Consider the following 24,643-nt stretch of genomic DNA (forward strand, 5'->3'; position numbering starts at 1 on the left):
AGCATGCCATTCCCTTTGTTGGCGCAATGTTCGATTTAATCAAACCAATCCCATCTATTTCTTACCTGCTGGCAATTATTTGCGTTAAAATAAATGGGGATCACTTACATATAACAAGAGGTTGATTAAATGTCTCACTCTCAGAGCGGTATTCTGAAAGATCATAGCCGTTTCGGCATTTTCATTGAAGCAATGGTGCAAGGATCTTTGGATGATATTAAATTAGGCTGTCAGCGCTTTGTTGATTCACTGACTCAATTACAAGAACAGTATCCAGCCGATCGTTTGGGTGCTGTTGTTGCATTTGGTTCAGATATTTGGAAACAACTTTCATCCCCTGAAAGTGCACCTGAATTGAAGCCATTTCGCCAATTAGGCAGAGGTTTAGCGCCTGCAACTCAACGTGACCTATTTATACATATTCAATCTCAACGCCATGATATTAATTTCTCGCTAGCGCAAGCTGCTTTGAAAGCATTCGGTTCTGCCATAAAAGTTGAAGAAGAAACGCATGGTTTCCGTTGGGTGGAAGAGCGTGATTTGAGTGGTTTTATCGATGGTAGTGAAAATCCACAAGGTGAAGAGATTGCGGAAGTTGCCCTGATTGCGGATGGTGTTGATATAGGGGGTAGCTATATTCTTGTTCAGCGTTATGAGCACAGTTTGAAAAAGTGGGATCGCTTCTCTGAGCATGAACAAGAAAAAATGATTGGCCGTACTAAAAAAGACAGCGTAGAGCTTGATGAAAGTGTGCGTAATGTGACGTCCCATGTATCACGTGTTGTGGTTGAAGAAGATGGCGAAGAACTGTCTATTATGCGTCATAGCTTACCTTATGGCACTGCCAGTGGTAAGCATGGTTTGTTCTTTGTTGCTTATTGCGCCCGCCTACATAATATCGAACAACAGCTATTAAGTATGTTTGGCGAGAAAGATGGCAAATATGATGACCTGTTACGTATGACAAAAGCAGTATCAGGTAGCTACTATTTTGCTCCATCTATTGATAAGTTACTCTCACTATAAGTAAAAATGATTGTCGCAAGGAAGCGGCAACTACCGTTTTGACTCCATTCTTTTTGTTCTCATTCAACGTTTTCATGAACACCTCTCATATGGCTAACTGATTGATGATAAATGCCATTTTGTTGCTTATTGCCATAATGTATGGATTATATCAATTTGATATATTAAAAAGCGATTGATAACTACACAGTTATAACTAAAGCAGATAAAGTAACTTCAATGGCATGGTTTAGGTTTAGTATAAGTAGGTGTCTAATGAAGAAAGCTTTCTTAAAGAAAACAGCCTTAGCAGGATTTGCAACAATTTCACTGATGGGAAGTGCACCATTAGTCGCTGCCGAATTACTCAATAGCTCCTATGATATTGCACGCGAATTATTCGTTGCTTTAAATCCTGAGTTTGAAAAACAGTGGAATGAGTTACACCCCAATGACAAGGTGACAATTAAGCAGTCACATGCAGGCTCATCCAAACAAGCTCTAGCTATTTTACAGGGACTAAAAGCCGATGTGGTGACCTATAACCAAGTCACCGATGTACAGATTTTGCATGATAAAGGCAATTTGATCCCTGAAAATTGGCAAGCTCGTTTACCCAATAATAGCTCACCTTATTATTCCACTATGGCGTTTTTAGTGCGTAAAGATAACCCAAAAGGTATCAAAACATGGGATGACTTAGCGCGCACCGATGTTAAATTGATATTTCCTAATCCGAAAACATCGGGTAATGGCCGCTATACCTATTTAGCTGCATGGGGAGCATTTGCACAAGAAAACAAAGGCGACGAACAGAAAACGCGTGAGCAAATGAAGCAGTTTTTGAAAAATGTCGAAGTATTTGATACTGGAGGCCGCGGTGCAACCACCTCGTTTATTGAACGTGGTCTTGGTGATGTGTTGATAAGCTTTGAATCAGAAGTCAATAACATTCGTCAACAATACGGCGAATCAGACTATGAAGTTATCGTTCCACCAGTGGATATTTTAGCTGAATTTCCAGTAACGTGGGTTGATAAAAATGTACAGAAAAACGGTACTGAAGATTTAGCTAAAGCGTATCTGTATTACTTATACAGTCCAAAAGCCCAAGAGATTATTACTAGTTTTAATTATCGAGTTAACGATAAAGACGTGATGGCTGCGAATAAAGATAAATTCCCTGAAACGCGTTTATTTACGGTGGAGTCACAATTTAAGAGTTGGCCAGCGGTGATGGAAACTCATTTTGCAACTAACGGTGAGTTTGACAAATTGATGGCAGAAGGGCGCCGTTAATGCGTAATTCAGGGAAACGTTTCTTGCCCGGATTCGGCCTCACATTAGGTAGCAGTTTGTTCTATACCTGTTTGATCTTACTGTTGCCACTGAGTGCCTTAGTGATCCAATTGTCAGAAATGACATGGCAGCAATATTGGGCAGTGATCAGCTACCCGCAAGTGGTGGCTGCTTATAAAGTGACTTTGTTGGCTGCGTTAGTGGCAAGTTTGTTTAATGCTGTTTTTGGTATGTTGTTGGCATGGATCTTGACTCGTTATCGCTTTCCAGGGCGGACTTTCTTGGATGGCCTTGTTGACTTACCTTTTGCATTACCGACAGCCGTGGCTGGTTTAACATTAGCAACGCTGTTTGCGACGTCCGGTTGGTATGGGCAATATTTACACCAATTTGATATTAAAGTGGTGAATACTTGGCTAGGTATTGCAGTCGCAATGGCATTTACCAGTATCCCATTTGTGGTAAGAACGGTTCAACCCGTTTTGGAAGAGCTTGGCCCCGAATATGAAGAAGCGGCACAAACGCTAGGAGCGAGTCGTTGGCAAACATTTCGCAAAGTGGTGTTACCTGAGGTTTCGCCTGCACTATTAGCAGGAACTGTTCTCTCTTTTACCCGTAGCTTGGGCGAATTTGGTGCCATTATTTTTATTGCGGGCAATATTGCTTGGCAAACAGAAGTTGTTTCATTGATGATTTTTAGTCAGTTACAACAGTTTGATTATCCAGCAGCGAGCGCAATTGCATCGGTGATTTTAGCTGCATCATTACTGTTGTTATTTAGCGTTAATATCGTACAAAGCCGCTTTGGCAAGCGATTGGGGGGGAAATAGTGGCTCAAGTTACACCAATGACAGCAACTTCGCGCCAACCCATTAATTGGGCTAAGTGGTTCTTGATAGCAGTTGGCATATTATTTTCGGTCATACTGCTGGTGGTTCCTATTCTTTGGATCTTTATGACTGCATTTTCGAAAGGGGTCGATGCAGTTTTACTCAACTTAAATGATTCAGATATGTTGCATGCAATTGGTTTAACAGTACTGATTGCGCTGATAACAGTTCCAGTTAACTTAATTTTTGGCACCATGCTTGCGTGGCTGGTAACCCGCTTTCAGTTTCCGGGAAGACAGCTATTACTGACATTAGTTGATATTCCTTTTGCAGTGTCGCCTGTAGTTGCTGGCCTGTTGTATCTACTGTTTTACGGTTCTAACAGCTGGTTTGGCGGTTGGCTTGAGGGCTATGACATTCAATTGATGTTTTCATGGCCAGGCATGGCATTAGTCACCATTTTTGTGACTTGCCCGTTTGTGGTTAGAGAGTTGGTTCCACTGATGCTAAGCCAAGGTAGTCAAGAGGATGAAGCAGCAGTGCTACTTGGTGCATCCGGTTGGAAAATGTTTTGGCGGGTGACATTACCGAATATTCGCTGGGCCCTGTTATATGGTGTTGTCCTAACCAATGCAAGGGCAATTGGTGAGTTTGGTGCAGTTTCTGTGGTCTCAGGTGCAATCCGGGGTGAAACCTATACGCTACCATTACAGGTTGAATTATTGCATCAAGACTATAACACCGTAGGCGCATTTACCGCCGCGGCGATCCTTGCTGTGATGGCAATTATCACTTTGATTATCAAAAGTGCGTTGCAATGGCATTTGAGCCGGCAGCAAACCGAATCAGGAGTTCATTAACAATGAGTATTCAAATCGAAAAAATCGGCAAATTATTTGCTAAGACGCAAGTGCTGAAAGATATCTCATTAGATATTGCTTCCGGAGAAATGGTTGCGCTACTTGGCCCATCGGGTTCAGGTAAAACAACACTATTGAGAATTATTGCAGGTTTAGAGCAACACAGCTATGGCAGTTTACGTTTTCATGGTCAAGATGTGAGCCGAATTCATGCTAAAGATCGCCATGTTGGGTTTGTGTTTCAGCACTATGCACTGTTTCGTCATATGACGGTATTTGACAATGTCGCGTTTGGTTTAACAGTAATGCCTAGAAAGCAACGTCCATCTTCACAAGCTATTCAGCAAAAAGTGATGCAATTATTGGAGATGGTACAGTTAGCTCATCTTGCGACACGTTATCCCTCGCAGTTATCTGGTGGGCAAAAACAGCGAGTCGCTTTAGCGAGAGCGCTTGCGGTAGAGCCGCAGATTTTATTACTTGATGAACCTTTTGGTGCTTTAGATGCGCAGGTACGTATTGAACTGCGCCGTTGGTTACGCCAATTGCATGATGAATTAAAATTCACTAGTGTATTTGTAACTCATGACCAAGAAGAAGCGATGGAAGTGGCTGATAGAATTGTGGTAATGAGTCAAGGTCACGTTGAGCAAGTTGGAACGCCAGATGAAATTTGGCAGCACCCTGAAACGCGTTTTGTATTAGAGTTTATGGGGGAGGTGAATCAACTCCACGGCTATATTAAAGGCTCTCAGCTACAGATTGATGGTTATGATTTTCCATTGCATCACACCAGTGCTCATCAAGGTGAAGTCGATGTTTTCTTACGTCCTTGGGATATCAGCTTAGTTAAAGAAGCTGATGAACAGCACCGTTTGCCAATAAGAGTGATTGAATCAGGTCCTAGAGGGCATTTCTGGCAGTTGACTGTCCAGCCAATTGGTTGGGGAAATGAACCTTTATCTGTAGTTTGGCAATCATCTCACTCAATCCCTGCGCGTGGCGAACAATATTTTATGGGTAGCCATCAAGCAAAAATCTACCAAGGTGAAAATGAACTGTTTTTCCCCCAGTTAGCTCAAAGCGCTTAATATCCAATCAATTAAAATTGCGCCAATAGAACTCTTTTTATTGGTGCAATCCTCGTTTATTATCTAATTTAGTTGTAAGTCCAATCGATTTTATTAATTATTGATATATAAGTGAATTTTTTTCATGCAAACTATTTGCTCATAATAGGATATCATTTATAACCATCAGAAAGAGCATTAGAGATAAATGAAATAAGGAATCGATAGTGGCAACTCTGGAACAATTTATTGGCAACACGCCTTTAGTTAAACTTCAGCGCTTAGCTGATGGCATAGATGCTGAAATTTGGGTGAAATTAGAAGGTAATAACCCCGCAGGTTCGGTGAAAGATCGCGCTGCGTTTTCAATGATCACCGAAGCAGAAAAGCGTGGCGAAATAAAAATCGGTGATACCTTGATAGAGGCAACAAGTGGTAATACTGGTATTGCACTTGCCATGATAGCTGCTGTGAAAGGTTATAAACTCAAATTATTGATGCCTGAGAACATGAGTAAAGAGCGCCAAGCATCAATGAGGGCTTATGGTGCTGAATTAATTTTAGTCAGTACTACGGTTGGAATGGAAGGTGCTCGTGATTTAGCACAAGAAATGGAGGCTCGTGGGGAAGGGAAGGTGCTTGATCAATTTAATAACCCTGATAACCCACTCGCTCACTTTAATACGACAGGCCCAGAAATTTGGCAACAAACTCAAGGGCGGATTACACACTTTGTTTCAAGTATGGGTACAACAGGCACTATCACAGGTGTGAGCCGTTATTTAAAATCCCAGTTGCAAGATGTGCAAATTGTTGGCTTACAGCCCGCGGAAAAAAGCCAAATACCCGGTATTCGCCGCTGGTCGCCAGGGTATCTTCCGGGGATTTTTGATCAAAACTTAGTTGATAACGTATTAGACATCAATCAGCAAGAGGCAGAAGACACCATGAGAGCACTTGCAAAGCAAGAAGGTATCTTTTGTGGGGTTAGCTCTGGTGGAGCGGTAGCAGGGGCACTGAAAGTGGCTAAAGCCAATCCTAACGCAGTGATTGTGGCGATTATTTGTGACAGAGGCGATCGTTATCTTTCAACGGGTGTATTTGATCAATAACGCCATATCATAAAAAAACCATCAGTAGCGTAGGCTATCTGATGGTTTTATTCTATCGCCATAAGGCGATGACATTATTTCTTAACGCGCATGATAACCGTTTCACCAACAGTTACGGTACCACTCAGCTTAGTCAGTTCTTTAATTTCATCCATGTTAGAAATAACTACAGGGGTGAGAACTGATTTTGCTTTTTCTTCCAGTAATGCGAGATCAAACTCGATAACTAAATCGCCTTTTTTGACAGTTTGGCCTTCTTCAGCAATACGCTTAAAGCCTTCGCCTTTTAGCTCAACAGTATCAATACCGAAGTGAACAAATAGCTCAATGCCATCATCGGATTCAATGGAAAACGCATGATTGGTTTCAAAAATCTTACCAATAGTCCCATCTACAGGAGCGACAATTTTGTTACCCGCAGGTTTGATAGCAATACCATCACCAACAATTTTCTCAGCGAAAACAACGTCGGGAACGTCTTCAATATTGACGATTTCACCTGATAAAGGTGCGATAATTTCAATACTGCCACTGCTATTTTTATCATCCGAAACCAGTGATTTCAGTTTGTCAAACAGACCCATGGATCTTCTCCTAATCGTTTATATGGGACCGAAACTAATGTGCTGTTTCTATTGTGCTGCCCCTAGCATAACGTTTTTTCTTGGATAAAGGTATCGACAAGTTTCATTAATTCATCAGCGGTAGGTTGAGCAAGTGCTTGTTCAGCTAGCGCTTTAGTATCAGCAAAGTTTGCATTACGAATTAATTTTTTAATACGAGGAATTGATATTGCACTCATACTAAACTCATCTAATCCCATGCCAAGCAACAATAAGGTTGCACGTTCGTCACCTGCTAACTCGCCACACATTCCTGTCCATTTACCTTCTGCATGTGATGCATCAATCACCTGTTTAATCAGATTTAAAACTGCAGGTGACATCGGATTGTAGAGGTGAGAAATCAGCTCATTACCACGGTCAACAGCTAGAGTATATTGAGTGAGATCGTTCGTCCCAATACTGAAAAAGTCAACTTCTTTCGCTAAATGATGAGCAATAACTGCGGCAGCTGGTGTTTCCACCATGACACCAACCTCAATTGATTCATCAAAGGCTTTGCCTTCTTCACGTAATTGACCTTTTAGCATCTCAAGTTCTGCTTTTAGTTCACGGACTTCCTCAACGGAAATAATCATCGGGAACATAATACGCAGTTTACCAAAACTTGAGGCTCTTAAAATAGCTCTTAACTGAGAATGTAGAATTTCTTTGCGATCAAGGCAAATACGAATTGCACGCCAACCTAAGAATGGGTTTTCTTCTTTAGGTAAATTCATGTATGGCAGGTCTTTATCACCACCAATATCCATGGTACGTACAATCACCGCTTGGCTGCCCATAGCTTCAGCAACGGCTTTATATGCTTGGAATTGTTCTTCTTCCGTTGGCAGAGAATCTCTGTCCATAAATAGGAATTCGGTACGATATAAACCAACACCTTCAGCACCATTACGCTCTGCGCCTGCGACATCGCGTACAGTCCCGATGTTTGCACACACTTCGACCTGATGACCATCAAGAGTGATTGCTGGCAAATCTTTTAGCTTAGCCAGTTCATTTTTTTCTTGCTGGTATTCTTCATTGAATGTTTTCAGCTTATCAATTTCTTGATCTGATGGATTCAAATAAATGTGGTTGTTTACGCCATCGAGAATGATGTAGTCGCCATTTTTAATTTTAGTCGTTGCATCTGAAGTACCGACAATCGCAGGTAGCTCAAGTGAACGTGCCATGATTGAAGTATGTGAAGTACGGCCACCTAAATCGGTGATAAAGCCAAGTACTTTATCAAGGTTAAGTTGTGCGGTCTCAGAAGGGGTTAAGTCTGCGGCGACGAGGATCACTTCTTTATCGATAGCGCTGAGATCAACAATTGGCATACCCATAATGTTTTTTAACAGGCGCTTACCAATATCTCGTACGTCAGCTGCACGCTCTTTCAAGTATTCATCATCAAGAGCTTCAAGGGCTTGCGCCTGATCTTCGATGACGGAATAGACTGCAGCGTCAGCAGTTTTTTTGTCGCCTTTAATCAAGGTAACAATTTCTTGCTCAAGCTCTTCATCTTCCAACAGCATAATATGGCCTTCAAAGATCTCAGCTTTTTCCGCACCAAGATTTTTTTCGGCTTTTTCTTTGATGAGGCTGAGTTGTTCGGCTGATTTGTTGCGTCCATCAATGAAGCGTTGGATCTCGGTTTCTATCTGGTTGTCAGCAATTTTTTTAGTGCTAACAACGATAGGGTCTTCTTTGAGGAGTAAAGCCTGACCAAAAGCAAAACCTGGGGATACTAAAATTCCTGAAATCATATTATTACCTTACTACTGCGGGTCGGTGTTCTGATGTTGAAGAGATTACAGTAAGTCTAAACTGATATCCCTGAATAAAAGTATTCAGGGATAGAAAATTAACTCGGTAACACTGGTTCTCTTGCGAGCAAGATTACTCCAGTTCACCCATCAGTTTAACTAAATGTTCTACTGCTTGTTTTTCGTCTTCGCCTTCGGCTGAAATGGTCACAACAGTACCTTGAGTTAAACCCAGAGTTTGTAGCTTGAATAGGCTTTTTGCGCTCGCTGATTTGCCACCTGAAATCAAAGTGATATCAGAAGTGAATGCTTTGGCTTCTTTCACAAATTGAGCTGCTGGGCGGGTATGTAAGCCGTTTGGTGCTGTAATAGTGACTTCTTGCTGGAACATATTATTTCCTCAATAACTTTAGTTTTTTATAAGTGTAGTTGATTTAACTTAGGTTTGTATACTCTTCATATTTCAAGCTATAGCGTTGATGACTACGCTCACTTCATTCACTTGTCGCCTAGCGCTATCTTGAATTATTTAGAATATACACTCTCTCACCATACTACAGTTTAAAGCTGTATTTTGCATGACAGAGTGTGCCTAGTTAGATTATTCACTGTTAAAAAGGTTTCGACTCTGTCGAATATCAATCCTTTTTCAGTTTATACTCCTTATACTTCAAGTTGCAGCGCTTTTCGTTAAGGTATAAGTGACTACGCTCACTTGTCGCCTAGCTGCACCTCGAATTATTTAGAGTACATAGCCTAAATAATACCAGTTTGATGATCAAATTTTTTGACTTAAATTGGATTAATTTCGCGGCTCAAAATAATTACTATGTTTAATACTAAACCCTCGATTAGAAATCATCTCAATCCGTGCTAAAGTTTGATCCATACCACAAAAAAAGCACCCATAAGGTGCTTTTTTAACGAATAGTTAACGCTTTTAAAATTAATCTGCTGCAAGATCGGCGAACAATACAGTTGAAAGATAGCGTTCACCCGAGGAGGGTAGAATAACCACGATGTTTTTATTTTTGAACTCAGGCTCTGCTGCCAACTTAACCGCAGCAGCAATCGCAGCACCTGAAGAGATCCCCGCAAGAATACCTTCATTCTCCATTAACGCGCGAGCCGTTTTGATGGCTTCGTCATCAGTGATTTTAAATACTCTATCAATGAGTGAAACATCTAAGTTGCCAGGAATAAAACCAGCACCGATGCCTTGAATTTTATGAGGGCCAGGCTTCACTTCTTCACCCGCTAAAGTTTGGCTGATTACTGGTGATGTTTCCGGTTCAACTGCAACGATAGTGACATCTTTGCCTTTAGTATTCTTTAAATAACGACCAATCCCTGTGATGGTTCCACCTGTCCCAACACCGGCAATAACCACATCGACTTGACCATCAGTATCTTCCCAGATTTCAGGTCCTGTGGTTTTTTCGTGGATTTCAGGGTTTGCAGGGTTATTAAACTGTTGCAGTAGAATATATTTGTTTGGATCACTGTTGACGATTTCTTCTGCTTTTTCGATAGCGCCTTTCATACCTTTAGCGCCCTCGGTTAAAACGAGGTTGGCCCCAAGTGCTTTTAGGAGCTTACGACGTTCAACACTCATGGTTTCAGGCATTGTTAAGGTTAATTTGTAACCTCTTGCTGCGGCAACATATGCTAATGCAATCCCTGTATTACCACTGGTTGGCTCGACGAGTTCTTTCTCTTTGGTTAGAATTCCTTTTTTCTCAGCATCCCAAATCATATTCGCACCAATACGGCATTTAACGCTAAAACTTGGATTGCGCGATTCAACCTTCGCTAAAATATTGCCGTTTCCGAAATGTTTTAAACGTACTAATGGGGTATGACCAATGGTTAGCGAATTATCATCATAAATTTTACTCATGGGATATCCTTATAATAGTCAGTTAGAGCTGAGAGTCGGATGTAAGGTTGAGTTCAACATACTCGAATGTCCCCTTATTGCAAATATGAATTACCTATATACTTATATCATTAAGTTATTTTGCAGGGGGGGATTCTAATAAAAGGTTATGACAAAAAACGCCAATCTGGCAAGGAACTGTAGGGACCCAATGAGTAAAAACGCGAGCTATTTATCAATAACGTCGCGTTTTTAGAAAGATTAGTAACGTGCGTAGCGAGCGCGGTAGCGGTCAACCCACATTAACGTTGCGCCACATACAGCGACGGGCATGATCAGCAAGTTAAGGATTGGGATCATCATCAATATGCTAACTGCACCGCCAAATTGAATATTATTCATACGGTCTTTTGATAACGCTTGCTTCATTTCGCTAAAGCCAACTCGGTGGTTATCAAACGGGTAGTCACAGTATTGAATTGACATCATCCATGCGCCGAATAAGAACCATAGGATTGGGGCTACGGTTTGCCCTATACCTGGAATAAAAAATAAAATAAGCAAACCAATCGCGCGAGGTAGGTAGTAGCCAATTCTCACAAATTCACGCTTAATCATTCGTGGAACATCTTTAGCAACATCAATAATACCCCCATCAGGAGCAGGGATACCCGTTAGTTCAGATTCCAGCTTTTCAGATAGCCAACCATTGAATGGCGCTGCAATAATATTAGCAACAGTGCTAAAAAAATAAGTAAATACGAGCAAAATTGATATAACTGCAACTGGCCAAATGAGATAGTCAAGCCATTGTAGCCAGCTTGGAATGTAGCTCATGACTTGAGTGATCCAGCCACCTAGCTTGCTATATAGCCACCAAAATGCGCCACCGAGTAAAATAATGTTGGCTAAAAGCGGCAGAATGACAAAACGTTTAATACCTGGGCGCGTGACTAAGCGCCATCCTTGTGCGAAGTAGTAAAAGCCAGAATGGCTTTTTTGTTGCGGATCTGTCGATTGGATCATACTTCTTGTTCTCTCCTTTACGGTTGACCATGTATCATATAGGTAGGATTTTAGGCTGGCTAGTCAGTATTTGCTTAAAAAAACAGCAAACGAAAGCAGAATTGTCTCTTTCTTATAAGAAAATCGTTCAGAGGGTTGCACTTAGCACGTTTGCCAAATAATCTTAAGATATATCCGTCATATTTTAAGTTGCGATTGTGTTGACGGTGCTCTGTTGTATGAATGCCTTAAAATTATATAATAGATTGGCTTTAAGGTAGGATTTACAGCTTGTTAGCTTGCAGCTTAAATTATTTTGGCTTAGTTTTTGCCGTGGTGGCATTATCATTCAACAACTAGAGATAGCAGCGATGCAGGATTTGCGTCTGATATTAGTGGTCGTAGGTGCGATAGCCATAGTTGCGCTGTTACTGCATGGTCTATGGACCAGCCGTAAAGAGCGCTCAAAGTTATTCCGTGATCGTCCCGTAAAACGCCGAAAACATGACAGTCAGGATAAGTCATCAGATTATGATGATGATTCTGCATTATTCAACGAAACTGAAGCGCAAGAGCAACCAGTCTCTCAGCCTATGGTTTCTGAACCTGTGCGTCAGGTAAAAGAAGAACGTCGTGTCGAACCTGATTTGCCACCCATTTCACCTTCTATTCACGATACCGAGCCTGTATTAAACATGACGCCTACGCGTTCAGAGCCTATTGTATCTGATGCTGATACACAGGTTGATATTGTGAACGAACAACCTGTTGTGAAAGCTGAGCCTTCGCAACTAACTGCTGCTGTGCGTGCATCTCATACGCCAGAGCAACCTGAATTTGATTTCGACATTAATGACGGTAAAGAGGAGCTGCAGCCGATACATCATGAACAGGAACAGGCGCACACTGAGAAGAAAATTGAACAACCGCAAAATCAATCTCCAGCGAACAACAAGGAGACGGTTCTGGTTCTTCATGTAGCTGCTCATCAAGGCCAAGTTTTACAAGGTGAAGTGCTGTTACAAAGTATTCTACAAGCAGGGTTCCAATTCGGTGAAATGCGTATTTTCCATCGCCATGTGCATCCATCGGGAACTGGGCCTGTGCTATTTAGCCTTGCAAATATGGTTAAACCGGGTTCGTTTGATCCTGAGACTATGTCTGAGTTTACAACACCGGGTGTCTCCATGTTTATGATGGTGCCATCTTATGGTGATGCAAGCCAAAACTTCAAATTGATGCTACAGGCAGCACAACGCATTGCTTCCGATGCGGGTGGTGTTGTCCTTGATGATGAGCGTAAGATGCTAACACCTCAAAAAATAGAGGTGTATCATGCGCGGATCCGCAATACGTTGAATTAATTATCAGAACGACTTGAACCCCCTTGATTGGGGGTTTTTTATATTTATGGGTGAAACATGACCACAAAACAACATCTCGATGCGCTCAAACAGCAATTACGTTATCACGAGTATCAATATCATGTATTAGATGCACCTGAAATTCCAGATGCTGAATATGACAAGCTAATGCAAGAACTAAAAGCCATTGAAGCAGAGCATCCTGAGTGGATCACCAGTGATTCGCCTACACAGCGTGTTGGTGCGGCACCACTTGCGGCCTTCGATACTGTTCGCCATGAAATACCGATGTTATCTCTTGATAACGTGTTTGATGAAGAGAGTTATCTTGCATTTGATAAACGTGTTAGAGATAGACTGAAAGATCAGCAAGAGCAAACTTTTTGTTGTGAGTTAAAGCTTGATGGTTTAGCTGTGAGCTTACTATATGAAAATGGTGAGCTAGTACAAGCAGCCACACGAGGTGATGGTACTGTTGGTGAAAATATTACCTCAAACGTTCGAACCATTCGTGCTATTCCGTTACGTTTAACGGGTGACAATATTCCTGCTCGCGTTGAAATTCGTGGTGAAGTCTTTATGCCACAAAAAGGTTTTGAGGCACTGAATGAAGAAGCGCGCCGTACTGGCGGCAAAGTGTTTGCTAATCCTCGTAATGCAGCAGCCGGTTCATTACGTCAGCTTGATCCCCGTATCACAGCTAAAAGACCACTCACTTTTTATTGTTATGGCGTAGGTTTAGTAGAAGGTGAAACATTACCCGACACGCATTATGAACGTTTGATGCAATTTAAAGCGTGGGGCTTACCTGTCAGTGATTATGTTCAACTGAGAACTGGGCACCAAGCGGTATTAGATTTTTATCATGAAATAGAAAAAGTTCGTCCATCACTTGGTTTTGATATTGATGGCGTGGTTATCAAAATTAACTCGATCGCCACCCAAGAAGAGCTGGGCTTTGTTTCTCGAGCCCCCCGCTGGGCAACGGCATTTAAATTTCCCGCACAAGAACAAATTACCTTATTAAAAGACGTTGAATTTCAAGTGGGGCGTACAGGTGCGATTACACCAGTGGCACGCTTAGAGCCTGTTCAAGTGGCTGGGGTGATAGTCAGTAATGCGACACTACATAATGCCGATGAAATTGAGCGTCTAGGTGTACATATTGGCGATACGGTGGTAATCCGCCGTGCTGGTGATGTAATTCCACAAATCGTTAGCGTTGTGGAATCGGAGCGACCTGCCGATAGCCGCGAAATTGTCTTTCCAAGCCATTGCCCAGTTTGTGGCTCAGATATTGAGCGCGTAGAAGGTGAAGCGGTTGCACGCTGTACCGGTGGTTTGATTTGTGGTGCACAGCGTAAAGAAGCGCTAAAACATTTTGTTTCACGTCGTGCAATGGATGTCGATGGGATGGGTGACAAAATCATCGACCAATTAGTTGAAAAAGAGTATGTGAAAACACCTGCTGATCTATACCAATTGAGTGCAGGTATTCTTACTGGGCTTGATAGAATGGGGCCTAAGTCAGCACAGAACTTAGTTGATGCTTTAGATAAATCGAAAGCAACTACGTTAGCACGTTTTATTTATGCATTAGGTATTCGTGAGGTTGGGGAAGCAACAGCAGCAAACCTTGCATCGCATTATGGTACGCTTGAAGCTGTGATGGCAGCAGATGAAGAGTCACTTAAAACAGTACAAGATATTGGTCATGTTGTTGCAAAGCATGTAGTTAATTTCTTTCGTGAAGAACATAACCAAGCTGTGATCCAAGACTTATTAAACAAAGCTAATATTCATTGGCCACAAGCAGTTGCTGTAGATGTCAGTAGTATTAATAGTCCATTCACAGGAAAAACAGTGGTATTAACAGGCTCGATGAGCCGATTAACCCGTGATGAAGCGAAAGATAAACTGGTTGCCTTAGGTGCTAAAGTGGCGGGTAGTGTTTCGAAAAAAACCGATTTAGTGATTGCTGGTGAGGCGGCAGGATCTAAACTGGCTAAAGCAAATGAGTTAGGTATTCAAGTCATTGATGAAGATGAGCTTATTCGTTTGCTAGGTTCTTGATCTTCTACTATAGTTTTTGGGTGTCATCATCTGGGGTACGGGGTGATGACATGACCTATATCAATCTAATGGTTAAGAGTTAGTGTTTCCTCTTAAAGTGTGATCGGCATTAGCTTTCTGCAAAATACAATGATTCCATTTTCATACTAATGTGATGCTTGTCGCATTTAAATGTCGCCTATTACATAGAATATACACATAAACCGCTTTGTTTAAATTTGTTGGAGTCGCATATGACCTCGATCCTGCATTTTGTTCTATCTCTTGTTGTAATTGGCGCTCTTGCGATATTGGCAAGTAGTAACCGTAAAGCAATCCGATTACGTTATGTTGTACAGTTGTTGGTTATTCAAGTTGCGTTAGCTTATTTCTTCTTGCATTCAGATGTGGGTTCTTCATTTGTATTGGGTGTTGCAGGTGTATTTGAACATTTGTTGGGATATGCAGCTGAAGGGACTAAATTTATCTTCGGTGGCATGATTGAAGGGCATTTAGCGTTCTTCTTCTTACAAGTTCTGTGCCCAATCATCTTTATTTCAGCCTTGATTGGTATTTTACAGCATATCAAGGTATTACCTATTGTTATCCGTGTTATCGGTACTGTGCTTTCTAAAGTGAATGGTATGGGTAAACTGGAGTCATTTAACGCGGTCAGTTCATTGTTACTTGGGCAATCTGAAAACTTTATCGCCTATAAAGACCAATTAGGCAGAATGTCTGAACGTAGAATGTACACCATGGCAGCTACTGCAATGTCGACAGTGTCAATGTCAATTGTTGGTGCCTATATGACTATGTTAGAACCTCGCTATGTTGTTGCAGCATTGGTACTTAACATGTTTGGTACTTTCGTGGTGCTTTCATTGATCAATCCGTACCCGCCAGAAGCTGAAGAAGAGTTGCAAATGAGCAACATTCACGAAGGCCAAAGTTTCTTTGAAATGTTGGGTGAATATATTCTTGCAGGTTTTAAAGTCGCGATTATTGTTTCCGCTATGTTGATCGGTTTCATTGCATTGATTGCCATGGTTAACGGCATCTGTATGGCGATTTTTGATATCAAGTTCCAAACAATGTTGGGCTATGTATTCTATCCATTTGCGTGGATATTAGGCATTCCTGCTGATGAAGCGCTGCAAGTAGGTGGTATCATGGCAGTGAAAATGGTGACGAATGAATTCGTTGCTATGGGTGACTTACAAGCCGCCGCAGCAGCACTTTCACCTCGCTCAGTGGGTATTCTGTCAGTATTCTTAGTTTCTTTCGCTAACTTCTCATCAATTGGTATTGTAGCAGGGGCAATCAAAGGTTTGAATGAGAAACAAGGTAATACCGTTGCTCGCTTTGGTTTGAAACTTCTGTTTGGTTCAACATTAGTTAGCTTCTTATCCGCAGCAGTGGTTGGACTGATTTTATAACGGCAGTAAAAGTGTTAAAATGGTTAACGGCATTCATTATGAATGCCGTTTTTGCTTGGAGAGAAAATGGAAAAACAAGATCTTATCGATATGGCAAATACACAAATGCCATTTGGGAAATACAAAGGTCGAGCCCTGATCGATCTCCCTGAAGAGTACTTGTTATGGTTTTACAAAAAAGGCGAGTTTCCTCAAGGTAGACTTGGTCTGCTAATGGAAATGGCATTAGGACTTAAAATAGAAGGATTGGATAGCCTTGTGAAACCGTTAAAACGTTCTTAATGTAGTGAGATCGAAAGGAAAGATTTGGTGGAGCTAAGCGGGATCGAACCGCTGACCTCTTGCATGCCATGCAAGCGCTCTCCCAGCTGAGCTATAGCCCCAATAGATTTGATTTTGAATAAACACCTAACAGGGAATTAGGTGGTGGAGCTAAGCGGGATCGAACCGCTGACCTCTTGCATGCCATGCAAGCGCTCTCCCAGCTGAGCTATAGCCCCAACAAAATCTATGGACGGAGGGCATGATATTCAAGCAATGTCAGGGTGTCAATCAAATAATGTGGTTTTGAGTTTAACTGCTGAATTATAGAGCATTTAAGCGATAAATCAGTGAAATGGGTAGTATGATGAGGGGCTCCCTATGCTGTTGCACATAGCATAGGGAGAAAATAAATAATTATTGAGCAGATGCTTCGCGCTCAGCGATAAAGGCAAGTGCTTTATCAATACGGGCAACAGAACGTGCTTGACCAATAGCATGGACAGTCACATCTAAAGCAGGGGATTGGCCCGCGCCAGTTACTGCTACACGCAGTGGCATACCGACTTTACCCATACCAACTTCAAGTTCAGTTGCAGTTTGTTCGATGGCTTGGTGTACATTTTCAGCCGTCCAATCAGTAATTGCGGCTAATTTTTGCTTCACTGTTTCTAATGGCTGACGAGCAACAGGGCGCAAATGTTTTTTCGCTGCATCTGCATCAAATTCATTAAAGTCTTGATAGAAATAATGGCAAGACTCGGCGATTTCTTTTAATGTTTTGCAGCGCTCGCCTAACAATTTAACTAATTCAGCTAATTGCGGGCCATTTTGTGTATCAATATTTTGTTGCTCAATATGCCATGCGAGATGAACGGCAACTTCTTCCGCTGGCAAGTGGTTAATATAATGATGATTTAACCAAAGCAATTTATCAGTATTGAATGCACTTGCAGATTTGCTGATTGCATCCAGACTAAAGTAGTTGATCATTTCTTCACGGGTAAAAATTTCCTGATCACCATGTGACCAACCTAAACGTACTAAATAATTAAGTAGCGCTTCAGGTAAGTAACCTTCATCACGGTATTGCATCACACTAACAGCGCCATGGCGTTTAGACAGTTTTTTACCATCATCACCTAAGATCATCGAAACGTGCGCATATTCAGGTACAGGTGCACCTAGTGCTTTTAGAATATTGATCTGGCGTGGCGTGTTATTGATATGATCTTCACCACGGATCACATGAGTGATTTCCATGTCCCAGTCATCAATTACCACACAGAAGTTATAAGTCGGTGAGCCATCAGTACGACGAATGATAAGGTCATCAAGTTCTTGGTTGCTAAATTCGATAGGACCGCGAATGTTATCATCAAAGATGACAGAGCCTTCTTGTGGGTTACGAAAACGAACGACATGCGGTTCATCTGGAGTGTGATTATGTGCATGGTCACGGCAGCAACCATCGTAGCGAGGCTTTTCACCAGAGGCCATTTGCTGGTCACGCAATGCCTCTAAACGCTCTTTTGAGCAATAGCAGCGGTATGCCGTACCAGCATCAAGCATTTGGTCAATGACATCGTTATAACGGTCAAAACGCTTAGTTTGATAATAAGGGCCTTCATCCCAATTCAAGTTTAACCAGTTCATACCATCCATAATGGCATCAATAGCTTCCTGAGTTGAGCGTTCTAAGTCGGTATCTTCGATACGTAGAACAAATTCGCCTTGGCTATGGCGGCTGAATAACCAGGAATAAAGCGCGGTACGCGCTCCACCAACATGTAAATAACCAGTTGGACTAGGTGCAAAACGGGTTTTAATTTTACTCATCGAGATTGCCTTAATTACGATACGGGGTTTCTAACGTGCTTATACTCGTCATGCTTCAAGTTGCAGCGCCTTTCGTTAAGGTATGGTGACTATACTCACTGGCGCCAGTCACATACTTTTGTATGCTCCTAATGACGTGCTCTCTTGTCGCCTAGCTGAACTTCGAATTATTTAGAGTAGATAATGTGCACTCATTCTATCACTCTACAGTGATACCTCAATAAAGTTATCCATAGTTAGACAAATTAAATCCATCAAAAGGAGAAAATAATCATCCTGTTACAAGCACAAAAATAATTCTCAACTAATATTGTCTTTGTTAGGTGGTATAAATTAACCTGTTTTTGGTTAAATAAGATTCTTTTCTGATGAATATTGGTACATCTTGCTTATTTTTACAACGAACAGAAAAAATCTATTCAAAAACCGTTGACTCAGAACGAGGGATCCCTATAATGCACCTCCATCGACGACAGGGCGATTAGCTCAGTTGGTAGAGCATCTCCCTTACAAGGAGGAGGTCACTGGTTCGAACCCGGTATCGCCCACCACTGTCGACGATGAAGAAGTAAATAAATGGGCGATTAGCTCAGTTGGTAGAGCATCTCCCTTACAAGGAGGAGGTCACTGGTTCGAGCCCGGTATCGCCCACCATTTATTTACGAAGTATGTGAAACTTGTCATGAAGTGGGCGATTAGCTCAGTTGGTAGAGCATCTCCCTTACAAGGAGGAGGTCACTGGTTCGAACCCGGTATCGCCCACCACTTCATTAGTTAGTCGCATTATCTTCAATTTAGCTTTAAAGATTTACAGATGGGTCGTTAGCTCAGTCGGTAGAGCAGTTGACTTTTAATCAATTGGTCGCAGGTTCGAATCCTGCACGACCCACCATCTTAAAGTTAAAAACCAGCCATATCAGATGGGTCGTTAGCTCAGTTGGTAGAGCAGTTGACTTTTAATCAATTGGTCGCAGGTTCGAATCCTGCACGACCCACCATCTAAGTAAGCACACCGAAACTTAGCCATCGGACTTCAATATTACATTTAGCACGTAGAGTGCGGGTGAGAAGCTGCGTTCAGGTTTGAGCCGAGCGAAGCGAGACAGCGTTGCGCCTGCGCAACGACCCGAAGGGCGAGGCCGTAGGCCGAGTAATCCTGCACGACCCACCATCTAAGTAAGCACACCGAAACTTAGCTATCGGACTTCAATATTACATTTAGCACGTAGAGTGCGGGTGAGAAGCTGCGTTCAGGTTTGAGCCGAGCGAAGCGAGACAGCGTTGTGCCTGCGCAATGACCCGAAGGGCGAGGCCGTAGGCCGAGTAATCCTGCACGACCCACCATCTAAGTAAACACCCCGTAACTTAACCATCGAATTCCAATTTTGCATCTAGCACGTAGAGTGCGGGTGAGAAGCTGCGCTCAGGTTCGAGCCGAGCGAAGCGAGACAGCGTTGCGCTTGCGCAACGACCCGAAGGGTAAGGCCGAAGACCGAGTAATGCTGCACGACCCGCCATCTAGGTAAGTGTTCTGAAATCTAACCACATAAGCGTTAAAAGAGCATCCATATAACATCTAGTGAAGGCATATGGCTCTTTGATTGTTTCATGGTGTCTATAACTATTTCAGTAGTTATACTCGCCATGCTTCAAGTTGCAGTGCTTTTCGTTGAGGTAAATGCGACTACGTTTACTCGCATCAGTCACATACTTATGTATGCTCCTAGCGACTTTCTCACTTGTCGTCTAGCCGCACCTCGAATTATTTAGAGTATATATTCACTTGCTCTCACGCCTCAAATTAACACGCCATTTTCAATATATAAGTATTAACCACCATACCCTTTAATATTGCTCTGCTTGCATAAGATATAAGTAAATATAGCATCTGAGATGCATAAAGTTTTGAGGATTGTTATATAAATAGAAATATAGCGTTCTCAATCGATGTTTATGAAGCTTTAAAGGTTAATTAGTACCTGAAGGTGGTAGGGGGGTGATAAGGCGTTCAGAATGCATTACAGGTCGTTTAATTTAAGGCTGTGGTTTATAAATCACTGGACTAAACATAAATCAAATGCGAAAACTTTTATTAATATGACAATAAGGAATGTAAACAAACTGTTCATGGGTATATATTGATTATTCTTTTATTGTAACGTGACGTTATTTCTTTTTACAATTTAACTGAAGTAGTTTAAGGATAGGAAATGGCATATTCATTAATATGCTATTAATTGGCGATAGAGTAATAAGTAAACCCTAACATAATCAGAATACTCGGTAATATGTTTAAGAAGGGAGTGTGTGATATGTGAAAGTACGTATATCAATAAAAGATCGTCAAGCAAAGCTTTTTAACTTGTTGTTACTCTAATATGGAGTGTTTGAACGCTTAATTGGTGTATTGTTGACGTGCTATTTAAGGCTATTAGTCAAGTAGGGTTATTTACTACTGTGTTAAAGGAATTGTTGAATTAAGCACGAATAGCTTATTTCTTAAGAGGTTTAGTTGTAAATAGTTAGCTTTTTGGGCTAGTCCAGTAAAAATGATATTGGTTATCACTCAGTAATTAACTATTCATGACGTGATAAAAAACTGCATAGGTAAATTTTATGGAGATAAATTCTTACTGTTTAGTTTATGGTATAAATACGCAGTTAGTTTATCATTTTATGAGCTGTTATTTGATATAAAAAACTATGTATTTGAAAGAATTTAAATTTTTATTTTTTGTGATATGCTTCATGTATAGCAAACCAAAAAGATACTTAACGTTAATGTTTTGTTATGTTTAGCGTGTTAGCTATGATTTTTCTTATGCTACTTTAAAAATTCAGTATTTTTTGCCGATTGTAACAAAAAGACTATTGGTATAAGTTATTGATATTTAAGATATCAAAATGATAATATGGGAAAAATTTCTGTTTTTTACTTTGCTTTACAGTATTTGTGTGTTTATCGTATTACGCGTATTCATTTTATGAATATCGGTTTGAAAAATCATTAATACTGTTACAGTATTAAATTATTCTGTTTATTTCTGTTATTTTTAGATTATTTATCGGATAATCAAGGTTAATTTGGATTTAAATTCTGAGGTTACCTGCTAGACTATGTTTACCTAGAACAACAACTATTAATTGTTAAATGACTTAATTTGTTGAAAATAAAGGGGAAACTTAATTTTTTGAGCTTCTTGTGATTATGATAATATTTAGTTACATAGTTGCAATGTCATTTTTGGATTAGTTGAAACTAATTATATTGCTAGTATATCATCCCTCTCAAGATATAGGCTGAATCGTCGTTAATACATCTAAATGGCTATATCATAAATAAAGATAACAATAGAAAAACACAGAGAATCACCTGCTGATTTTTTATTTCATTAATAATATAAGTTGAAGCGAGAATGTTTATGAATACAAAATATCCTGTCGCTTGTGCAGTTGGACAAAAAATTAAATCGTTAAGAAAATCCCAAGGCTATACTGTTTTTCAGTTAGCTAAAGAGATTGATATCAGCGAGCAACAGCTATTCCGTTATGAACGTGGGGTAAATCGTATAGATATTGACTGCCTAGTAAGAGTACTAAAAGTATTAGATGTAAATATGGGGGAATTCTTTAGTGAAGTTCTTCAAGATGATCCTCATGGAAGCGAGGATAAAGAATCTAAAGGGTTTGACGACTCTATTTATTCACTCATCTAACTATTGATTATATATGTTTCAAATTGGAACTTAATTAAGCAATCTAAAACTTAATTGTTTCAATTAAGAACATGCTATAAATAGTCATTGAGAACTTTCTCTATTGTACTATCGATAAATACTGTACTTGTCATTATTTATATACTATGAAATAAAAGCCCTCTGATGGGCTTTTATTTTTTTATGGTTAGAAATACCGAAGATGATATGAGTGAGAATAAAAAAATGTCTAGCATGCCAGAGATAATAAAATCGCAAACGATGACTTTAAGTAAATGCATGGATATGGAAGATGTAAACGCCAGTTAATTTATACTCGTTAGCCTTCAAGTTGCAGTACCTTTCGTTTTCGTTAAAGTATGGGCTAACACCAGCCACATCGTTTTTATACTGCTAGCATTTTTGAGTTGTTGCCTCGCCGCCTCAGCCCATGGAGGTCAGCGTAAACCCGTGGTACAGACGGTAGCAGCCTGAGAAGTGGGAAGCTTCGCCGTTTACGGCGAAGAGCAGTCACCGCCTATAATCAAAAAACTGACGTTTAGGTTTTTTATCAGCTATCTTCTCGTGGTATTGGTTCTAATACTACCGTGACAACCCGTGAACCAATCATTTCACTGATCCTCATTTGTAAGGACGTTAGGCTGATAACCATATCTTGTGTTGGTTCCCCAGTTGAGAGGCTATAAATAAACTGATCTAATGTTTGTGTATTCTCATTATCAATTTGAATACCGTAAGATTCATAGATTTCATCAAGCCGTGTTGTTCCTTTTAAACTCAGTCCTGAAGAGGGAAGTTCTATAGCGCTTAGCTCAGTAGAAACTTGTTCAGAGAAGAGGCGTTCAAGAAAAAGGCGATTCTCAGGCTTTAAGACGACAAATAAATGGTCATTGGCGAGCAACTTGGTTGAACCTCTAGGTGGAAGAACACTTTTACCACGAGTGATCATTGCAATAACTGTTTGGTCTGGTAAGGCTAATTGCGATAAACGACGGTCAACTGCAGAACAATCTTCACCTAAAGTATATTCAACAAGGTCTGCATCGATTTGATCTACTGCGGTGATATCGAGTGTTGCAGCAGGGATCAGTGGAGGAGGTTGCATCAAATTCAATCTGCGTGCGACATAAGGCAGCGTTGAGCCTTGCAATGTGGCTGAAATTAATACCACAAAGAATACAACATCAAAAATGAGATTTGCACCTGGTAAGCCATAAATAAAAGGAAATATTGCTAAGATAATGGGTACCGAGCCTCGTAAACCAACCCAAGAGACTAAAGTTATCTCTTCACGAGTGAACCCAAATAGCTTCAATACGGGGACAACGGCGATTGGGCGAGCAATGAAAGTTAATACTAGTGCAATGATTAGTCCTTCAAACCAAACATCAAGCAGAGAGCTTGGGTTAACTAATAGGCCTAACATAACAAACATAATGATTTGGCTTAACCAAGCCAACCCATCATGAAATAAGAAAGTATTACGTTGGAAAACAAAGCGTGCATTGCCGATCACGACACCAGTGACAAAAATGGATAGAAAACCACTCCCTTGTAAATTACTGGCGATACCAAACGATAATAACCCGCAAGCGGCGACCAATACAGGGTAGAGCCCTGTAGCGAGTAGTTTTATCTTATTGATAATTTTGATAGATAGCCAGCCTACACCTAAGCCAACTAATGTTCCAATACCCATTTGGCTGACAAATAACAGTAGCAATTCGCTACCTGAAGCTTGCTGATTCATGAGTAGCTGTAACAGACCGACAGTTAAAAAAATTGCCATCGGGTCGTTAGTGGCACTTTCGATCTCTAAAGTTGACTGCAACCGTTCATTAAGGTAAATCCCTGCATTGCGTAATAACGAAAAGACAGCAGCTGCATCCGTTGAGCCCACTATTGCACCAAGTAATAGACCTTCAAGTAACGGTATTCCTAAAATATACGCGGCAGCTAACCCTGTAATTCCAGCTGTTATTAATACACCAAATGTTGCAAGGGTGAATGCGGGTTTCCAAACAAGACGGATAGACTTAACTGAAGTCTGTAACCCCCCATCAAATAAGATGATTGCTAAGGCCAAAGAACCAACAGCATAAGAGACATTTACATTATTAAAAGAGATTTGTCCGATGCCATCTTCCCCTGCTAGCATGCCGATAAACAGGAACATAACTAGCATGGGTAAACCTAATCGAGCAGAAAGTTTACTGGAAAAAATGCCCAGCAAAATTAGGATAGAAGAGAGTAATATTAACTGTTCAATTGTTAGCATAATCAGACTTAAGTTAGAGGTGAGTAACATGCTGATAATGCATCATTGTTGTGCGTAAGATCATCAGCAATGAAAATAAAATAACCAAGATTTTACTATAGCTTGAAACGTTATAATTTTAGTTTAAACGTTATATCACTATGATTATACAACAGATAAAAAGAAATAAATTGATATATAATTGTATTTTAAAATCAGGTGTTGCATTGATATGACAATTTTGTTGGATATTAATAAAGTTTATTGCTCAAAGTATTTTA

At 40.7% G+C, this 24,643-nt stretch carries 18 protein-coding genes, 7 tRNA genes and 3 other RNA genes; 19 read left to right on the forward strand and 9 right to left on the reverse strand.

The genetic code is table 11. The annotated features are described in order from the left end of the window. The first annotated feature begins 129 nt into the window (after window positions 1–129). From AC3Z9T_RS01050 to cysM, 6 genes are all read left to right on the forward strand, one after another. Window positions 130–1,026 carry a Dyp-type peroxidase gene (locus AC3Z9T_RS01050; protein ID WP_490124371.1) on the forward strand — a complete coding sequence of 299 codons (897 nt, stop codon included), beginning with the start codon at window positions 130–132 and terminating at the stop codon, window positions 1,024–1,026. A 255-nt stretch (window positions 1,027–1,281) separates the two neighbouring features. Next, complete coding sequence (locus tag AC3Z9T_RS01055; RefSeq protein WP_490124372.1) at window positions 1,282–2,304, forward strand: sulfate ABC transporter substrate-binding protein; 1,023 nt, start codon at window positions 1,282–1,284, stop codon at window positions 2,302–2,304. Further along, window positions 2,304–3,134 (forward strand): sulfate/thiosulfate ABC transporter permease CysT, encoded by an 831-nt coding sequence (gene cysT / locus AC3Z9T_RS01060; protein WP_490124373.1) that lies wholly within the window; start codon window positions 2,304–2,306, stop codon window positions 3,132–3,134. The genes AC3Z9T_RS01055 and cysT overlap by 1 nt, the downstream gene beginning before the upstream one ends. 17 nt (window positions 3,135–3,151) lie before the next feature. Continuing rightward, complete coding sequence (cysW, locus tag AC3Z9T_RS01065) at window positions 3,152–3,994, forward strand: sulfate/thiosulfate ABC transporter permease CysW (RefSeq protein ID WP_490125121.1); 843 nt, start codon at window positions 3,152–3,154, stop codon at window positions 3,992–3,994. Window positions 3,995–3,996: 2 nt separating this feature from the next. Then, a complete protein-coding gene (cysA, locus tag AC3Z9T_RS01070) occupies window positions 3,997–5,085 on the forward strand; it encodes a sulfate/thiosulfate ABC transporter ATP-binding protein CysA (RefSeq protein ID WP_490124374.1) in 1,089 nt (362 codons plus the stop codon). Window positions 5,086–5,291: 206 nt separating this feature from the next. Then, window positions 5,292–6,176, forward strand: coding sequence for a cysteine synthase CysM (gene cysM, locus AC3Z9T_RS01075; RefSeq protein WP_490124375.1), 885 nt, complete (start codon window positions 5,292–5,294; stop codon window positions 6,174–6,176). Window positions 6,177–6,250: 74 nt separating this feature from the next. Here the strand turns inward: cysM and crr are convergent, their stop codons facing one another. The 5 genes from crr to cysZ form a co-directional block, all read right to left on the reverse strand. Beyond that, a complete protein-coding gene (gene crr / locus AC3Z9T_RS01080; RefSeq protein WP_490124376.1) occupies window positions 6,251–6,760 on the reverse strand; it encodes a PTS glucose transporter subunit IIA in 510 nt (169 codons plus the stop codon). A gap of 62 nt (window positions 6,761–6,822) precedes the next feature. Beyond that, a complete protein-coding gene (ptsI, locus tag AC3Z9T_RS01085; protein ID WP_490124377.1) occupies window positions 6,823–8,550 on the reverse strand; it encodes a phosphoenolpyruvate-protein phosphotransferase PtsI in 1,728 nt (575 codons plus the stop codon). A 133-nt stretch (window positions 8,551–8,683) separates the two neighbouring features. Beyond that, window positions 8,684–8,941 (reverse strand): phosphocarrier protein Hpr, encoded by a 258-nt coding sequence (gene ptsH, locus AC3Z9T_RS01090; RefSeq protein ID WP_008910625.1) that lies wholly within the window; start codon window positions 8,939–8,941, stop codon window positions 8,684–8,686. 555 nt (window positions 8,942–9,496) lie between these two features. Next, window positions 9,497–10,450, reverse strand: coding sequence for a cysteine synthase A (gene cysK / locus AC3Z9T_RS01095; protein WP_490124378.1), 954 nt, complete (start codon window positions 10,448–10,450; stop codon window positions 9,497–9,499). A gap of 240 nt (window positions 10,451–10,690) precedes the next feature. Continuing rightward, window positions 10,691–11,455 (reverse strand): sulfate transporter CysZ, encoded by a 765-nt coding sequence (cysZ, locus tag AC3Z9T_RS01100; RefSeq protein WP_490124379.1) that lies wholly within the window; start codon window positions 11,453–11,455, stop codon window positions 10,691–10,693. A 350-nt stretch (window positions 11,456–11,805) separates the two neighbouring features. On the opposite strand from cysZ, the gene zipA reads away from it, so the two are divergent. From zipA to AC3Z9T_RS01120, 4 genes are all read left to right on the forward strand, one after another. Continuing rightward, window positions 11,806–12,798 (forward strand): cell division protein ZipA, encoded by a 993-nt coding sequence (gene zipA / locus AC3Z9T_RS01105; RefSeq protein ID WP_490125122.1) that lies wholly within the window; start codon window positions 11,806–11,808, stop codon window positions 12,796–12,798. A gap of 57 nt (window positions 12,799–12,855) precedes the next feature. After that, window positions 12,856–14,871 (forward strand): NAD-dependent DNA ligase LigA, encoded by a 2,016-nt coding sequence (gene ligA / locus AC3Z9T_RS01110; protein ID WP_490124380.1) that lies wholly within the window; start codon window positions 12,856–12,858, stop codon window positions 14,869–14,871. A 233-nt stretch (window positions 14,872–15,104) separates the two neighbouring features. Beyond that, window positions 15,105–16,289, forward strand: a complete 1,185-nt coding sequence (locus tag AC3Z9T_RS01115) for a NupC/NupG family nucleoside CNT transporter (protein WP_490124381.1) — start codon at window positions 15,105–15,107, stop codon at window positions 16,287–16,289. A 66-nt stretch (window positions 16,290–16,355) separates the two neighbouring features. Beyond that, window positions 16,356–16,571 (forward strand): DUF3820 family protein, encoded by a 216-nt coding sequence (locus AC3Z9T_RS01120; RefSeq protein WP_490124382.1) that lies wholly within the window; start codon window positions 16,356–16,358, stop codon window positions 16,569–16,571. Window positions 16,572–16,596: 25 nt separating this feature from the next. Here the strand turns inward: AC3Z9T_RS01120 and AC3Z9T_RS01125 are convergent. The 3 genes from AC3Z9T_RS01125 to gltX form a co-directional block, all read right to left on the reverse strand. Further along, a tRNA-Ala gene (locus AC3Z9T_RS01125) sits at window positions 16,597–16,672 on the reverse strand. Between the two features lie 41 nt (window positions 16,673–16,713). Further along, window positions 16,714–16,789 (reverse strand) — tRNA-Ala (locus AC3Z9T_RS01130). Window positions 16,790–16,967: 178 nt separating this feature from the next. Continuing rightward, window positions 16,968–18,389: a glutamate--tRNA ligase gene (gene gltX / locus AC3Z9T_RS01135; RefSeq protein ID WP_490124383.1), complete on the reverse strand. Its 1,422-nt coding sequence runs from the start codon at window positions 18,387–18,389 to the stop codon at window positions 16,968–16,970. Window positions 18,390–18,864: 475 nt separating this feature from the next. Here gltX and AC3Z9T_RS01140 point away from each other — a divergent pair. The 9 genes from AC3Z9T_RS01140 (at window position 18,865) to AC3Z9T_RS01180 (ending at window position 22,105) form a co-directional block, all read left to right on the forward strand. Further along, a tRNA-Val gene (locus tag AC3Z9T_RS01140) sits at window positions 18,865–18,940 on the forward strand. 27 nt (window positions 18,941–18,967) lie between these two features. Further along, window positions 18,968–19,043, forward strand: a tRNA-Val gene (locus tag AC3Z9T_RS01145). Between the two features lie 35 nt (window positions 19,044–19,078). Next, window positions 19,079–19,154: transfer RNA gene (locus AC3Z9T_RS01150), tRNA-Val, on the forward strand. A 51-nt stretch (window positions 19,155–19,205) separates the two neighbouring features. Further along, window positions 19,206–19,281 (forward strand) — tRNA-Lys (locus AC3Z9T_RS01155). Between the two features lie 30 nt (window positions 19,282–19,311). After that, window positions 19,312–19,387, forward strand: a tRNA-Lys gene (locus AC3Z9T_RS01160). Window positions 19,388–19,432: 45 nt separating this feature from the next. Beyond that, window positions 19,433–19,560, forward strand: a non-coding RNA gene (locus tag AC3Z9T_RS01165) — RtT sRNA. A gap of 45 nt (window positions 19,561–19,605) precedes the next feature. Next, a non-coding RNA gene (locus tag AC3Z9T_RS01170) (RtT sRNA) lies at window positions 19,606–19,733 on the forward strand. A gap of 45 nt (window positions 19,734–19,778) precedes the next feature. Continuing rightward, a non-coding RNA gene (locus AC3Z9T_RS01175) (RtT sRNA) lies at window positions 19,779–19,906 on the forward strand. A gap of 1,905 nt (window positions 19,907–21,811) precedes the next feature. After that, window positions 21,812–22,105, forward strand: coding sequence for a helix-turn-helix domain-containing protein (locus AC3Z9T_RS01180; RefSeq protein ID WP_490124384.1), 294 nt, complete (start codon window positions 21,812–21,814; stop codon window positions 22,103–22,105). A gap of 550 nt (window positions 22,106–22,655) precedes the next feature. Here AC3Z9T_RS01180 and AC3Z9T_RS01185 read toward each other — a convergent pair. Further along, the gene (locus AC3Z9T_RS01185; RefSeq protein ID WP_490124385.1) at window positions 22,656–24,383 is read right to left on the reverse strand and encodes a potassium/proton antiporter; all 1,728 of its coding nucleotides are present in this window, start codon (window positions 24,381–24,383) and stop codon (window positions 22,656–22,658) included. Between the last annotated feature and the right edge of the window lie 260 nt (window positions 24,384–24,643).

It is taken from the genome of Providencia sp. 6390 (genome assembly GCF_058148425.1).